The organism is Bacillus swezeyi (assembly GCF_001969815.1).
GTDB classification, from domain to species: Bacteria; Bacillota; Bacilli; order Bacillales; family Bacillaceae; genus Bacillus; species Bacillus swezeyi.
In genome coordinates this window covers 46,162-62,238 of record NZ_MRBK01000029.1, presented here as the reverse complement: position 1 = coordinate 62,238, position 16,077 = coordinate 46,162, and the positions used below count along the sequence as shown (strand labels likewise).

Below are 16,077 nucleotides of genomic sequence, written 5' to 3'. Positions count from 1 at the left end.
TAAATGGAGTCTGTACATGTTAGATGGCAAAAACCTTACTAGATAAAACATAAGGTTTCTTTTTTTGTGTGATAAAATATGACAAAGTTGTATGAAACACTGATTATGTAAGCGTATACAAGTAGATTGATTAATCTAAATTGTCTAATTATTTTAAAAAATACGGTTGACACTGCCTGTAAAGGGGCGTAATATGAGTTCAAACAAAAGAACAATTCCTTTTAAAACTTTTCATCTTTCCCGAGGAAGACAGCGGGAAAACGGGTTCCCGCATCACGATTTTTTACTCGTTTAAAGCGTTTATTTACAACAGAAAGGTGTGCTAGAGGGCATGGGGGACCAGAAAGACCAGTGGATCTTCCTAAACGACAAACTCGTTAAAAAAGAAGACGCTAAAATATCAGTCTATGATCACGGATTTTTATACGGGGACGGAGTGTTTGAAGGGATAAGGGTGTACGACGGAAATATCTTCAGAATGAAAGAGCATATGGATCGTCTCTATGATTCAGCAAGATCCATTCTGCTGAAAATCCCTTATCAGCAGGAAGAACTGACACAATACGTTCTCAGAACTGTTGAAAAAAACGGGCTTAAAGATGCTTATATTCGCCTGGTCGTTTCAAGAGGGGCAGGGGATCTTGGACTCGATCCAAACAATTGTTCAAACCCGAGTGTCATTATAATTGTCGAACCATTGGCAATATTCCCGAAACATTTATATGAAACGGGAATTGATATCGTCACAGTGCCGACAAGAAGAAACCGGCCGGATGTGTTAAGTCCGAAAGTAAAATCCCTAAACTATTTAAATAACATTCTTGTTAGAATCGAGGCGCAGATGGCAGGAGTCAGCGAAGCGCTGATGCTTAATGACCAAGGCTATGTGGCCGAAGGTTCTGCGGATAATGTATTTATTTATAAAAACGGCAAGCTGTTAACACCGCCGGGGTATATCGGAGCGTTGGAAGGGATTACCCGCAATGCCATCATTGAAATAGCCGAAGAGCTCGGCTATGAAGTGAAGGAAGAGCCGTTTACCCGTCATGATGTTTATACAGCCGATGAAGTGTTCTTGACCGGAACGGCTGCCGAAGTCATTGCGGTTGTTAAAGTAGACGGCAGGCAAATCGGAGACGGCAAGCCGGGAGTTCATACAAACCGGATGCTTGAAAAGTTCCGCGAGCGTGTAGTGCGCGAAGGGGAAAAAGCAGACATCAAAGATCAAAGTTTAAGTGTCAGCTAAATAAAGATAAACGTAGAAGAGGATAAGTAGCAGCGGAAACGCCATCTGCAGAGAGCCGGAATTGCTGGGAACCGGTGGTGGCCTCCTCTGTGAACTCCCCTCTGAGTGTCAGCCTGAACAACATTTATGTTTAGTAGGGCCGGCCGGGTGAACGTATGAAGGTTTACTCGTTATTAAAACGGATAAGCGATTGTCCATAAGGCGGCTAAAAAAGCCGTGAACAAGGGTGGTACCGCGGAAAGAAAAGCCTTTTCGCCCCTTTGGCCTGCGAGGTGAGCAGCGTCAATTGGGGGCGGGAAGGCTTTTTTAGCTGTAAAAGCAGATTGGAAACCATGCTTTACGGCACATATACATTGCAAAATAACAAAATCAATCGTGAATGAGCAGTGATGAACATCACTTGACAAGGAGGAAGAAAAATGGGGACGAATGTACAGTTGGATGCAGAAAATGCCCAATGTACACAAACAATGGCTGGGGCGTCTATGCTGATTGAGGCTTTAAAACAGGAAAATGTTGAAGTGATCTACGGATATCCGGGAGGGGCAGTCCTGCCGATTTATGACAAACTGTATGGATCAGGATTGTTTCATGTGCTGACGCGCCATGAACAAGGCGCCATTCATGCAGCTGAAGGATATGCGAGGATTTCCGGCAAGCCTGGTGTCGTCATCGCGACATCGGGGCCCGGAGCGACCAATCTTGTGACGGGTCTTGCCGACGCGATGATCGATTCATTGCCATTGGTTGTGTTTACCGGTCAGGTGGCGACTTCGGTTATTGGCTCTGACGCATTCCAGGAAGCTGATGTGATCGGGATTACGATGCCGATTACAAAGCACAGCTACCAGGTTCGGGATGCTGAAGACCTTCCGAGAATCATAAAAGAAGCGTTCCACATTGCGACAACCGGGAGACCGGGTCCCGTTTTAATCGATATTCCAAAAGACATCGCCGCAATCGAAGGGGATTTCAGCTATGACCATGACATTCACCTTCCGGGCTACCAGCCGACGAAAGAACCGAACTATCTGCAAATCAGAAAGCTTGTAGAAGCGGTCAGCGGAGCGAAAAAGCCTGTCATCTTGGCGGGTGCGGGCGTCTTGCACGGGAAAGCGTCAGAAGAATTAAAAAATTATGTTGAACAGCAGCAAATCCCGGTGGCGCATACGCTTTTAGGATTGGGAGGATTCCCCGCCGACCACCCGCTCTTTCTCGGAATGGCAGGGATGCACGGCACATATGCCGCCAACATGGCTCTGTATGAAAGCGATCTGTTGATCAGCATCGGCGCCAGATTTGATGACAGGGTTACAGGGAATCTGAAGCATTTCGCTAAACATGCAAAAGTCGCCCATATTGACATCGATCCGGCTGAAATCGGCAAAAACATCCATACTCATATTCCGGTCGTAGGAGACAGCAAGCTTGTGCTGGCGGAGCTGATCAAACAAAACGGCAAGCCGAGCGCTTCTGATGAATGGAAAAAACAGCTCGCTGGCTGGAAAAACGAGTACCCTCTCTGGTATGAAGAGAATGAAGAAGAAGGGTTTAAGCCTCAGAAGCTGGTCGAATACATTCACCGTTATACAAAGGGTGAAGCCATTTTGACAACGGATGTGGGACAGCATCAAATGTGGGCCGCGCAATTTTATCCGTTCCAAAAGGCCGACAGGTGGGTCACTTCAGGAGGCCTCGGAACAATGGGATTTGGACTTCCGGCAGCGATCGGGGCACAGCTTGCGGACAGAGAGGCAACGGTTGTCTCCATTCTCGGTGACGGAGGATTTCAAATGACGCTTCAGGAACTGTCTGTCATCCATGATCTGAACCTTCCGATTAAAGTCGTTGTCTTGAATAACCGCTGTCTCGGAATGGTTCGGCAATGGCAGGAAATCTTTTATGATGAACGCTACTCACATTCTAAATTCACATCGCAGCCGGATTTCATCAAACTGTCTGAAGCTTACGGCATCAAAGGTGTCCGGATCACATCTGAAGAGGAAGCAAAAGAAAAGCTCGAAGCCGCTTTGACATCGAATGAACCGATGGTTATCGATGTTCAGGTTGCACAGGCTGAGAAGGTGTTTCCGATGGTTGCGCCAGGAAAAGGGCTGCACGAAATGGTGGGGGTGAAACCTTGAAAAGAATCATCACGCTGACGGTTTTGAACCAGACCGGCGTCTTAAACAGAATAACCGGACTGTTTACAAAACGGCACTACAACATTGAAAGCATTACGGTGGGACACACCGAAACAGCGGGCATCTCCAGAATCACATTTGTCGTTCATGTGGCAGATGAAAAAGAGACGGAACAGCTGACAAAACAATTAAACAAACAAATTGACGTTCTGAAAGTCACAGACATTACGAATCAGTCAATTGTGCAAAGGGAGCTGGCGTTAATCAGAGTCGTTTCTCCTCCTTCAAACAGGACAGAAATAAACGGCGTGATCGAGCCGTTTCGGGCCTCTGTCGTCGATGTGGCGAAAGACAGCGTCGTCGTTCAGGTGACGGGCGAATCCAGCAAAGTAGAAGCACTTATCGAACTATTGAAACCATACGGGATTAAAGAGGTCGCCAGAACAGGCACCACGGCTTTTGCGAGAGGAACACAGCAAAAGCCGGCCTCTATTAAACCAATATCTATTGTATAAAACATAAAAAGGGAGAGATTGAAATGGTAAAAGTTTATTATAACGGTGATATTCAAGAAAACGTATTGGCAGGGAAAAAAGTAGCGGTTATCGGATATGGTTCACAAGGCCATGCCCATGCATTGAATTTGAAAGAAAGCGGAGTGGACGTCATTGTCGGCGTCAGAAAAGGAAAATCCTTTACAAAAGCTGAGGAAGACGGCCATCAAGTATTTACGGTAAGAGAAGCCGCGGCACAGGCGGACGTCATCATGGTTCTGCTTCCTGATGAACAGCAGCAAAAAGTATACGAAGCTGAAATTAAAGATGAGCTTCAAGCCGGCAATTCACTCGTTTTCGCACACGGATTCAACGTTCATTTCCATCAGATCGTTCCTCCGGCAGATGTTGACGTATTCCTTGTTGCTCCTAAGGGGCCTGGGCATCTTGTCAGAAGAACATTTGAACAAGGCGCCGGCGTTCCTGCACTGTTTGCGATTTATCAGGATGTAACAGGCGAAGCGAAGGATAAAGCGCTGGCTTACGCAAAAGCGATCGGCGGTGCGAGAGCGGGCGTTCTGGAAACAACATTTAAAGAAGAAACTGAAACAGATCTATTCGGTGAACAGGCGGTACTGTGCGGCGGACTGACTTCCCTTGTCAAAGCCGGCTTTGAAACGCTGACAGAGGCGGGATATCAGCCTGAGCTTGCCTACTTCGAGTGTCTGCATGAACTGAAGCTGATCGTCGACCTCATGTATGAAGAAGGATTGGCAGGCATGAGATACTCCATTTCCGATACGGCTCAATGGGGAGATTTCGTATCAGGTCCGCGCGTAGTCGATGAGAATGTCAAAGCGTCCATGAAAGAAGTATTGAAAGATATTCAAAACGGAACCTTCGCGAAAGAATGGATCGTTGAAAACCAAGTCAACCGTCCGCGTTTTAACGCCATCAACGCAAGCGAAAACGAGCACGAAATTGAAGTTGTCGGCAGAAAGCTTCGTGAAATGATGCCGTTTGTCAAGCAAGGAAAGAAAAAGGAAGCGGTGGTAGCCGGTGCGAAAAATTAACTTTTTTGATACAACGCTCCGTGATGGTGAACAGTCGCCAGGTGTTAATTTAAACACGCAGGAGAAGCTTGCGATCGCCCAGCAGCTCGAAAAACTCGGGGTCAATATTATGGAAGCGGGTTTTCCCGCTTCATCCCCTGGGGATTTCAGCGCTGTCAAAGAAATCGCGCAAACGATTCAAAACTGCTCCGTAACAGGGCTTGCCCGATCTGTCAAAGGAGATATCGATTCGGCGTGGGATGCGCTGAAAGACGGAGCCGAACCAAGGATTCATCTTTTTATCGCTACGTCTGACATCCATTTAAAATATAAGCTCAAAAAAACGCGTGAACAAGTGTTGGAACAGGCAGTCGCAATGGTGAAATACGCCAAACAAAGATTCCCGATTGTACAGTGGTCAGCCGAGGATGCATGCCGGACAGATCTTCCATTTTTAGCTGAGATCGTCAGTGAGGTGATCGGTGCCGGTGCGGATGTCATCAATCTTCCGGATACGGTGGGATACTTGGCGCCTGCCGAATACGGCAACATCTTCCGCTATATAAAAGAAAATGCCCGCAATGCTGACAAAGTAAAGCTTTCAGCCCATTGCCACGACGATTTGGGAATGGCCGTCGCCAACTCTTTGGCCGCAATTGAAAACGGCGCAGACCAAGTAGAGTCTGTCATCAACGGCATTGGCGAAAGAGCGGGGAATGCGTCTCTTGAAGAAATTGCCGTCGCGCTGCACATTCGCAAAGACTTTTATCAGGCCGAGTCAACGATTCAATTGAATGAAATTAAACGGACAAGTGATTTAGTGAGCAAGCTGACCGGAATGGCTGTACCGCGCAATAAAGCGGTCGTCGGCGATAATGCTTTCGCCCATGAATCAGGCATTCACCAGGACGGCTTCCTCAAAGAAAAAACAACGTATGAAATCATTTCTCCAGAGCTTGTCGGGGTCAAAACAGACGCGCTCGTGCTCGGGAAGCATTCAGGACGCCATGCTTTTAAAGATAAGCTGAATAACCTCGGATTCCAGTTTGGAGAAGAGGAGATCAATAAATTTTTCAGCATATTTAAAGAGCTGACAGGAAAGAAAAAGGAATTTACAGATGAAGACCTGATTTCCCTGATTCTCGAAGAAAAAGCGACAGACCGTAAAATCGGTTATGATTTTATTTCTCTGCAGGTGCATTACGGCACCTCACAGGTTCCGACAGCAACGGTTTCCCTAAAGGATCAGGAAACAGACCGGATCATTCAGGAAGCGGCGACAGGAGCGGGCAGTGTCGAAGCGGTTTACAACACGCTGAAGCGCTGTATGGATAAAGAGGTCCAGCTGCTCGATTATCGGATTCAATCCAACCGCAAAGGACAGGATGCATTCGCTCAAGTCTATGTCAGGGTGCTGATTAATGGAAAAGAATCAGGCGGACGCGGAGTCGCCCAAGATGTCCTTGAGGCTTCGGCAAAAGCCTATTTGAATGCGGTGAACCGTTATCTCGTGCTCCAGTCGAACACAGAAGGATTGGCAAAGCAAGCGGCTGTAGGATCATGACAGTAAGAAGGAAGGAGTTTGTTTAACTTGAAAAAACGAATCGCACTTTTGCCCGGTGACGGAATTGGCCCCGAAGTTTTGGAAGCGGCTGTTGATGTGCTGAAAAGCGTTGCTGAACATTATCAGCATGAATTCGAATTTGAATATGGCCTGATCGGCGGATCGGCTATCGATGAAGCGGGTGTGCCTTTGCCTGAGGAAACAGTCGCCGTCTGCAAAGCTGCGGACGCCATTTTGCTCGGAGCGGTAGGCGGGCCGAAATGGGATCAACATCCTTCTGAACTGAGACCTGAAAAAGGGCTGCTGGCCATTCGCAAACAGCTCGATCTTTTCGCCAACTTGAGGCCTGTTAAAGTGTTTGAAAGCTTGGCAGATGCATCTCCTCTAAAAAAGGAATATGTCGAAGGCGTTGACTTTGTTATCGTGCGCGAACTGACGGGCGGCTTATATTTTGGAAAGCCGAGCGAACAGTACGTCAATCAGGACGGCGAACAGGCAGCCGTTGACACGTTGTTTTATAAAAAAACGGAGATGGAAAGAGTCATCAGGGAAGCTTTCCGGATGGCAAAAGGGCGCACAGGAAAAGTCACATCGGTTGATAAAGCGAACGTCCTTGAATCGAGCAAACTTTGGCGAAAAACGGCCGAAGAAGCCGCCGGTGAATTCCCTGATGTCAAGCTTGAGCATATGCTGGTCGATAATGCTGCCATGCAGCTGATCTATGCGCCGAGGCAATTTGACATCGTCGTCACTGAAAACATGTTCGGCGATATTTTAAGTGACGAAGCATCCATGCTGACCGGATCGCTCGGCATGCTTCCGTCAGCAAGCTTATCAAGTTCAGGCCTTCACTTATATGAACCTGTGCACGGTTCAGCTCCAGACATCGCAGGACAAAATATCGCCAACCCGCTTGCTGCGATTTTGTCCGCTGCCATGATGCTGCGCACGTCATTCGGCCTTGAAGCGGAAGCGAAAGCCGTTGAGCATGCGGTCGATCAAGTTCTTCAGTCTGGAAAAAGAACGAAAGATCTCGCAAAAGGATCAGAGCACTGTACGACCCAATCGATTACAGAAGAAGTAAAAGCCGCGCTGGCAGACGACAATGCCATTTCAAACATCATGACCGCATACGTTTAAGGAAAATGGATATTGGTAGAGGGAGGAAAAAAGATGATGCCTCGTACGATCATCGAAAAAATTTGGGATCAGCACGTGATTAAAAAAGGGGAGGGGAAGCCTGATCTTTTGTATATCGATCTGCATTTGATACATGAGGTCACTTCGCCCCAAGCCTTTGAAGGGCTGAGACAAAAGAAAAGAAAAGTCAGAAGGCCTCAAAATACGTTTGCCACAATGGACCACAACATCCCGACTGTCAACCGGTTTGAGATTAAAGATGAAGTCGCGAAACGGCAGGTCAGTGCGCTTGAACGAAATTGCGAAGAATTCGGCATCCGCCTTGCTGACTTGTCAAGCGTTGATCAGGGGATCGTTCACGTCATCGGACCTGAGCTCGGTTTGACACTGCCAGGCAAAACGATCGTCTGCGGAGACAGCCATACATCAACACACGGGGCGTTCGGCGCGCTTGCATTCGGAATCGGAACGAGCGAGGTTGAACATGTTCTGTCAACACAGACGCTTTGGCAGCAAAAACCGAAGACGCTTGAAATCCGCGTTGACGGCAAACTGCAACAAGGAGTGACTGCAAAAGACGTCATTCTTGCGATCATCGGAAAATACGGGGTTAAATTCGGCGCCGGCTATGTCATTGAATATACCGGCGAAGTGTTCCGAAACATGTCAATGGACGAACGGATGACAGTCTGCAACATGTCGATCGAAGCAGGGGCAAGAGCAGGGCTGATCGCACCTGATGAAACAACTTTTGAATATGTAAAAACGAAAAAATATGCGCCAAAAGGCGAAGAATTTGCGAAAGCCGTTAAGGAATGGAAGAGTCTGCGGACCGATCCGGGCGCTGAATACGATCGGACGATTGTCCTGGATGGAAGCGACATCTCGCCGATGGTGACCTGGGGTATCCACCCGGGAATGGTTTTGCCGGTTGATGAAGCGATTCCGGGACCTGAGGCTTTCGCACAGGAAGACGATAAAAAAGAAGCGCAGCGCGCATATGAATATATGGGGCTTGAACCATATAAAAAAATTGAAGATATTTCAATTGAACACGTCTTTATCGGCTCATGCACAAATTCGCGCATGACAGACCTCCGCCAGGCTGCCGACATGATCAAAGGGCAAAAAGTCGCTGACGGCGTCAGGGCAATCGTTGTTCCCGGCTCCCAGAGCGTCAAAATTCAGGCGGAACAAGAAGGTCTTCATGAGATTTTCATCGAAGCCGGCTTTGAATGGAGAGAATCGGGATGCAGCATGTGTTTGAGCATGAACAATGATGTTGTGCCTGAAGGTGAGCGCTGTGCTTCTACCTCCAACCGTAATTTCGAAGGAAGGCAGGGCAAAGGAGCCAGAACGCATCTCGTCAGCCCGGCAATGGCGGCAATGGCGGCGATTCACGGCCGTTTTGTAGATGTCAGAAAACAATATCAAGAGACAACAGCTGTGTAAAGGAGTGAAAAGATGGAGCCTTTAAAGACGCATACCGGAATAGCGGCGGTATTAAACAGAATCAATGTAGACACAGATCAGATCATTCCGAAACAATTTTTAAAACGGATTGAAAGAACAGGGTACGGCCGTTTTGCTTTTTTTGACTGGCGGTATTTAGCGGGCGGTGAGCCAAACCCCGAATTTGAGCTCAATCAGCCTGAATATAAAGGGGCATCGATTTTAATCGCCGGCGAAAACTTCGGCTGCGGTTCTTCCAGGGAGCATGCGCCATGGGCGCTTGACGACTACGGATTTAAAATCATCATCGCGCCGTCTTTTGCCGATATTTTCCATCAAAACTGTTTTAAAAACGGAATGCTGCCGATCCGCCTGCCCTATGAGACATGGAAAGAGCTTGCGGAACAGTACGAACATCAGCGTTTATCCATGACTGTTGATCTCGAAAAACAGTTGATTACAGATCACAGCGAAAAGCAGATTGCGTTTGAAGTCGATCCGCACTGGAAAGAAATGCTGCTGAACGGCCATGATGAAATTTCATTAACATTGCTTCTTGAAGATGAGATTGAACAATTTGAGAAGCAGAGAAGCTCTTGGCTTTATGCATAAAAAAAGCTGTCCGATATTTTTCGGAGGCTTTTTTTGCTGAAAGTTGAAATGACGGAAAACATACTGTTATCGGTTCTTTCTTGTTTTTAGCGGGCCGGGTTGATACACTTGTTAAAAATAAGTGCCTGAAAGGAACTTAGAAATGAAGCATGACAAGAAAAACTCAAAGATCATCCCGTTCCCTAACGTAAAGGAGCGTTTAGTGCATAAAGGGATGTCTGCGCTCAAAGAAAAAAATTATCATGAGGCGCTGCAGCTGTTTTCAGAGGCGAAGCACTATGACGATGAGGAATCGGATATTTATCTGGGAATGGCCATCTGTCTTTTGGAAATAGGTGAGCTGGAGGAAGCAAAAGGAATTTGCGAAAAAATGCTGAAAGAGGGCCACGGACACTATTTTACCGTTCTACAGGTCTATATGACGATTTTGATTCAGCTCAGGCAGTATGAAAAAGTAAAAGAGACGATTGAAGCCGTTCTTGAGGAAAACAAGCTGCCTCCGGAAAGCGCTGAACAATTTTATAAACTGCTCGATTTCAGCCGCAAGATGATAGAGGACCCTGGGCCTGAGGACGTGATTGAGGATCTGCCGGAGACAGAAGAGCTCGATCAGGAGAGGCTTTTAAATGATACAGGAGAGCAGGTCAAGCTGCTCCATGGGCTTAAAGACCGCAATCTGACGAACTACATCGGCTTATTGAAAACGATCCTGCAAAACCCGAACGGCCATCCCCTCGTGAAAACGATGATTTTGCAGCTTCTGGACGAGTCAGACCATGATAAACCGACGCTTGTCACAAAATTTGGCGAATCGATGACAATTAATCCGAAGGAAACGGTCAAACCGGACGCCATGCCGATTTTAAAGCACGTTCTTAATGTGCTCGATGACACGCTGGGAAATGAAAATCCCTCGCTTTACCAGGCGGTGGAGGAGCTGTGGCGGAGGCATATTTATGTGCTGTATCCGTTTCAGCCGAAGTACTCAAACCGCGAGCTTTGGGCTGCCGCGCTTCATAAAGTCGGATATGAAATGCACGGCATTGACATTGATAAAGAGGAGCTTCACATTCTTTACGAATTCAATGACAGACAGCTTGATGAAGCTTGCGCGATGATCAAAGATATAGAAGAAATTTCTTATTTGTAAATGTTGAAAGCAGCAGGCATTGTGTTATAATATAGTGGTTGCATTTGTGAAAAACGGAAGCTGATTGCTCCGTTTGCCGCTAAAGATTCATTATTTATCTTTGTATACATAATGGTGGCTGTCAGAAAGAACTAAAAGCTGCCGGCGGACAGCAGCTTTCTATGGACGTAGCCGTTTGCTTGTTTTAAAATGGAAAACCGACACAACCTGAATAGATCTTGGAGGGAAACACATGTCAGTAAAATGGGAAAAGCAAGAAGGAAACGAAGGCGTTTTAACGGTTGAGGTAGATGCCGATACCTTTAATAAAGCCCTTGATGATGCGTTTAAAAAAGTAGTCAAACAAGTATCCATTCCTGGATTCCGCAAAGGAAAAGTGCCGCGCGGATTATTTGAACAGCGTTTCGGCGTTGAGGCGCTTTATCAGGATGCACTGGACATCCTGCTTCCTGTCGAGTATCCGAAAGCGATCGAAGAAGCGGGCATTGAGCCTGTCGACCGTCCGGAAATCGATGTTGAAAAGATCGAAAAAGGCGAAAACCTGATCTTCACAGCGAAAGTAACGGTTAAACCTGAAGTGAACCTTGGCGAATACAAAGGGCTGGGCATTGAAAAAGACGATACAGCCGTAACGGATGAAGACGTTCAAAACGAACTCAAATCTCTTCAAGAGCGCCAGGCCGAACTCGTTGTAAAAGAAGACGGCAAAGTAGCAGAAGGAGACACCGTTGTTCTTGACTTCGAAGGATTCGTCGACGGCGAAGCGTTCGAAGGCGGAAAAGCGGAAAACTATTCTCTTGAAGTCGGTTCAGGTTCTTTCATTCCGGGCTTTGAGGACCAGCTTGCAGGACTTGAAGCAGGTGCTGAAGAAGACGTTGAAGTCACATTCCCTGAGGAATATCACGCCGAAGACCTAGCAGGCAAACCTGCAGTTTTCAAAGTGAAGATCCATGAAATCAAAACAAAAGAGCTTCCTGAGCTTGATGACGAGTTTGCGAAAGATGTCGATGAAGAAGTTGAAACACTTGCTGAACTGACTGAAAAAACGAAAAAACGTCTAGAGGAAGCAAAAGAAAACGAAGCGGATGCTAAACTGCGCGAAGAGCTTGTAACGAAAGCTGCTGAAAATGCAGAGGCTGACATTCCTCAAGCGATGATCGATACTGAGCTTGACCGCATGATGAAAGAATTCGAACAGCGTCTGCAAATGCAGGGCATGAACCTTGAGCTTTACTTCCAGTTCTCAGGCCAAGACGAAAACGCGCTGAAAGAGCAAATGAAAGAAGATGCTGGAAAACGCGTGAAATCAAACTTGACGCTGGAAGCGATCGCCAAAGCAGAAAACCTTCAAGTGACAGATGAAGAAGTCGAAGAAGAGCTTTCTAAAATGGCTGAAGCTTACAACATGCCTGTTGAAAATATCAAACAAGCAATCGGTTCTACAGATGGAATGAAAGAGGACTTAAAAGTTCGCAAAGCAATTGATTTTCTTGTAGAAAACCGTTAATATGTTTCATAATCATACTCTATATAAAACAGGGCGCGAATGTTTCGTGCCTTGTTTTATACAATTTTGACTTATCGGCTTTTCTTTGGGAAAGGATAGATAATGTCAAGCGGATGAACATACATATTGAATATGCCGGAAAGGCAAACACAACATTATCGCCTTTTTGGAAAGTGTGGTAAAATGCAATACATAATGGAACGAATGTTTACAGCGTATGTTTCTTTCTGGCGAAGAAACAGAATGACAAGGATATAAGGGGTGAAAGAATGTTTAAATTCAACGAGGAAAAAGGACAATTGAAATGCTCGTTTTGCGGTAAAACTCAAGATCAGGTACGCAAGCTTGTCGCCGGACCAGGCGTATATATATGTGATGAGTGCATCGAACTCTGCACCGAAATTGTAGAAGAGGAACTCGGTTCAGAAGAAGAAGTGGAATTTAAAGATGTTCCGAAGCCGAAGGAAATCCGCGAAATTCTTGACGAATACGTAATCGGCCAGGACCAGGCAAAAAAATCTCTTGCCGTGGCTGTCTACAACCACTATAAACGAATCAACTCCAACAGCAAAGTCGATGATGTCGAGCTCTCCAAAAGCAATATTTCCATGATCGGACCGACAGGAAGCGGGAAGACGCTTCTTGCCCAAACGCTGGCCCGCATCTTAAATGTGCCGTTTGCCATCGCGGACGCTACATCACTTACGGAAGCAGGCTATGTCGGGGAAGATGTGGAAAACATTCTGCTCAAGCTCATCCAGGCTGCTGACTACGATGTTGAAAAAGCGGAAAAAGGCATCATCTACATCGATGAAATTGATAAAGTCGCGAGAAAATCCGAGAACCCTTCCATTACACGCGATGTGTCTGGCGAAGGCGTTCAGCAGGCGCTGCTTAAAATTCTTGAAGGTACGGTTGCAAGCGTTCCCCCGCAAGGAGGAAGAAAGCATCCTCATCAAGAGTTTATTCAGATTGACACGACCAACATCCTGTTCATTTGCGGCGGGGCGTTTGACGGAATTGAACAAATCATCAAGCGCCGTCTCGGACAGAAGGTCATCGGCTTCGGCTCTGACAACAAGCATGAAGACCTTGAAAAAGAAGTGCTGCTCTCAAAAGTGCTTCCTGAAGACTTGCTTCGTTTCGGGCTGATACCAGAATTCATCGGCCGTCTTCCGATTATTGCCAGCCTTGAGCCGCTAGATGAAAAAGCATTGGTTGAAATTTTAACAAAACCGAAAAATGCACTTGTGAAGCAGTATTCGAAAATGCTTGAACTGGATAATGTCGAGCTTGTTTTTGAAGATGAGGCTCTTACAGAAATCGCCAAAAAAGCAATCGAACGCAAAACAGGTGCGCGCGGACTTCGTTCCATTATCGAAGGAATTATGCTTGACGTGATGTTTGATCTGCCGTCACGCGAAGACATTGAAAAATGCGTGATCACGGGCCAAACCGTCACCGACGGCGAACCGCCGCGTCTGATTCTGAAAGACGGCACTGTCGTCAATAAAGATAAAAAAACATCCGCTTAAGTTTAAAACCCCCTGAGTTCCAGGGGGTTTTGTCATTCTTTCAGCGTGACCCGAAACCTTTGCAGTCTAGGAAGGACGAGCACCGGGCTTTCACAGGATGCGATGACGACGGTGTTCGGACAGAACGTCCGTCGTTCCTTACTTTTAGATGTGGTAACAGCGGCGTTCAGGCAGGACGCTTGAGCGATTAGCCGCCGTTCCTTCCTTACATGTGAGCACCGACTTAGCAGGCCTGACAACAAATGCGAGGGTTTGTCGACACGCTGAAACCCTCTGAGTTCCAGGGGGTTTTTCTTTAGCAAAATTATCCCCTTCTTTACGTTTATTCCCTCTCTGTTCAGGAAATACTAACTGACATACTCAGATACGAAACCATTTCAGGAGGGACCATCAGTTGAGCTGGACTAGCATTGCACTTTTTGTACAATTATTTTTCGGGATTATCATCGGTTTATATTTTTGGAATTTGCTTAAAAACCAACGAACGCAAAAGGTTACGATAGACAGAGAGTCCAAAAAAGAGATGGAACAGCTCCGGAAAATGAGATCAATCCATTTATCAGAACCCTTATCAGAAAAGGTAAGGCCGGCAAACTTTAAGGACATTGTCGGCCAGGAGGACGGAATTAAAGCGCTGAAAGCTGCTCTTTGCGGACCGAATCCGCAGCACGTGATCATCTACGGTCCTCCCGGGGTGGGAAAAACCGCAGCCGCGCGGCTTGTTTTGGAAGAAGCGAAAAAAAATAAGCGTTCTCCATTTCAAGAAAACTCCGTTTTTGTAGAGCTTGACGCGACAACGGCCCGTTTTGACGAACGCGGAATCGCCGATCCTTTGATCGGTTCGGTCCATGACCCGATTTACCAGGGAGCTGGTGCGATGGGGCAGGCTGGGATTCCGCAGCCGAAGCAAGGCGCTGTCACACATGCTCATGGGGGTGTTTTATTTATCGATGAAATCGGAGAGCTTCATCCGATTCAAATGAACAAAATGCTGAAGGTGCTTGAAGACCGAAAAGTGTTTTTGGAAAGTGCTTATTACAGTGAAGAAAACACGCAGATTCCAAAGCATATCCATGATATCTTTCAAAACGGACTGCCGGCGGATTTCCGGCTGATCGGAGCGACGACGAGAATGCCTGATGAAATCCCGCCAGCGATACGTTCGCGATGCTTGGAAGTGTTTTTCCGAGACCTTGAAAAGCACGAATTGAAAACGGTGGCCAAAAAAGCGGCAGAAAAAATTCAAAAACAAGTCTCAAAAGAAGGGCTTGACCTCCTGACATGTTATGCGAGAAACGGCCGCGAAGTCGTCAATATGATGCAGATCGCCGCCGGTATGGCATTGACGGAAGAACGCGACCATGTAACCCTCGAAGATATCGAATGGGTCATTCATTCAAGCCAGCTGACACCGAAATATGAACAAAAAATCGCTCCGAAACCTCAAGTCGGCATTGTCAACGGCCTTGCCGTCCACGGTCCGAACAGCGGATCGCTGCTGGAGATTGAAGTAACCGTCAATCAGGCGGCAGATAACGGAACGATTAATATTACAGGTATTGCAGAGGAAGAAAATATCGGCAACCAGTCAAAATCGATCCGCAGAAAAAGCATGGCGAAAGGCTCTCTTGAAAATGTCATGACCGTTCTGCGGACAATGGGAGTGAAAGCCTCCGATTATGACATACATATCAATTTTCCGGGCGGAATTCCGGTTGACGGACCATCTGCGGGGATTGCGATGGCGGCGGGGATTTTCTCAGCCATTCATAAAATTCCGATTGACCATACGATCGCTATGACTGGGGAAATCAGTCTGCACGGCCGTGTGAAGCCGATCGGCGGCGTGATTCCGAAAATAAAAGCGGCCAAACATGCGGGCGCTAAAACCGTCATCATTCCGCATGAAAACGTCCAGTCGATCTTAAAACAGATTGAAGGGGTCCATATCATTCCCGTCAAAACGATGCAGGAAGTGCTTGACCTCGCATTGGTGAACCCGCCTACAGAAATGCCGGACGGGGCTCAAATCAAAAAAGAATCTGTATAATCCTCATCATGTTCAGATGGGGATTTTTTGACGGCGTCAAGAGGCTCATAAACGCCCGGAGGAACGTTTTCTTTGCGAAGGACATCTTTTCCTTTTTCAGAAGTGAAAGAAAGGGTATACTACAGTAGACC

The 16,077-nt window shown here is 46.8% G+C and carries 12 protein-coding genes and 1 other annotated feature; all 12 genes read left to right on the top strand.

Annotation, left to right across the window (positions count from 1 at the left end; genetic code table 11):
- Window positions 1-331: 331 nt before the first annotated feature.
- A complete protein-coding gene (gene ilvE, locus BTA30_RS19265; RefSeq protein WP_076763069.1) occupies window positions 332-1,246 on the top strand; it encodes a branched-chain-amino-acid transaminase in 915 nt (304 codons plus the stop codon).
- Between the two features lie 4 nt (window positions 1,247-1,250).
- Window positions 1,251-1,509 (top strand) — a binding site (T-box leader).
- A 156-nt stretch (window positions 1,510-1,665) separates the two neighbouring features.
- The gene (gene ilvB / locus BTA30_RS19260) at window positions 1,666-3,390 is read left to right on the top strand and encodes an acetolactate synthase large subunit (RefSeq protein WP_076763067.1); all 1,725 of its coding nucleotides are present in this window, start codon (window positions 1,666-1,668) and stop codon (window positions 3,388-3,390) included.
- Window positions 3,387-3,905, top strand: a complete 519-nt coding sequence (gene ilvN / locus BTA30_RS19255; RefSeq protein WP_076763065.1) for an acetolactate synthase small subunit — start codon at window positions 3,387-3,389, stop codon at window positions 3,903-3,905. The genes ilvB and ilvN overlap by 4 nt, the downstream gene beginning before the upstream one ends.
- Window positions 3,906-3,928: 23 nt before the next feature.
- Complete coding sequence (gene ilvC / locus BTA30_RS19250; RefSeq protein ID WP_076763063.1) at window positions 3,929-4,957, top strand: ketol-acid reductoisomerase; 1,029 nt, start codon at window positions 3,929-3,931, stop codon at window positions 4,955-4,957.
- Window positions 4,944-6,500: a 2-isopropylmalate synthase gene (locus BTA30_RS19245; protein WP_076763061.1), complete on the top strand. Its 1,557-nt coding sequence runs from the start codon at window positions 4,944-4,946 to the stop codon at window positions 6,498-6,500. The genes ilvC and BTA30_RS19245 overlap by 14 nt, the downstream gene beginning before the upstream one ends.
- A gap of 27 nt (window positions 6,501-6,527) precedes the next feature.
- A complete protein-coding gene (leuB, locus tag BTA30_RS19240) occupies window positions 6,528-7,640 on the top strand; it encodes a 3-isopropylmalate dehydrogenase (protein ID WP_076763059.1) in 1,113 nt (370 codons plus the stop codon).
- Window positions 7,641-7,673: 33 nt separating this feature from the next.
- Window positions 7,674-9,092, top strand: a complete 1,419-nt coding sequence (leuC, locus tag BTA30_RS19235) for a 3-isopropylmalate dehydratase large subunit (RefSeq protein ID WP_076763057.1) — start codon at window positions 7,674-7,676, stop codon at window positions 9,090-9,092.
- 12 nt (window positions 9,093-9,104) lie between these two features.
- A complete protein-coding gene (gene leuD, locus BTA30_RS19230; protein ID WP_076763055.1) occupies window positions 9,105-9,704 on the top strand; it encodes a 3-isopropylmalate dehydratase small subunit in 600 nt (199 codons plus the stop codon).
- Window positions 9,705-9,846: 142 nt separating this feature from the next.
- Window positions 9,847-10,854: a DNA damage checkpoint antagonist DdcA gene (gene ddcA / locus BTA30_RS19225; RefSeq protein ID WP_076763053.1), complete on the top strand. Its 1,008-nt coding sequence runs from the start codon at window positions 9,847-9,849 to the stop codon at window positions 10,852-10,854.
- Between the two features lie 232 nt (window positions 10,855-11,086).
- A complete protein-coding gene (tig, locus tag BTA30_RS19220; RefSeq protein ID WP_076763051.1) occupies window positions 11,087-12,361 on the top strand; it encodes a trigger factor in 1,275 nt (424 codons plus the stop codon).
- 269 nt (window positions 12,362-12,630) lie between these two features.
- Window positions 12,631-13,896: an ATP-dependent protease ATP-binding subunit ClpX gene (gene clpX, locus BTA30_RS19215; protein WP_076763048.1), complete on the top strand. Its 1,266-nt coding sequence runs from the start codon at window positions 12,631-12,633 to the stop codon at window positions 13,894-13,896.
- Window positions 13,897-14,290: 394 nt separating this feature from the next.
- The gene (lonB, locus tag BTA30_RS19210) at window positions 14,291-15,946 is read left to right on the top strand and encodes an ATP-dependent protease LonB (RefSeq protein WP_076763046.1); all 1,656 of its coding nucleotides are present in this window, start codon (window positions 14,291-14,293) and stop codon (window positions 15,944-15,946) included.
- The last annotated feature ends 131 nt before the right edge of the window (window positions 15,947-16,077 follow it).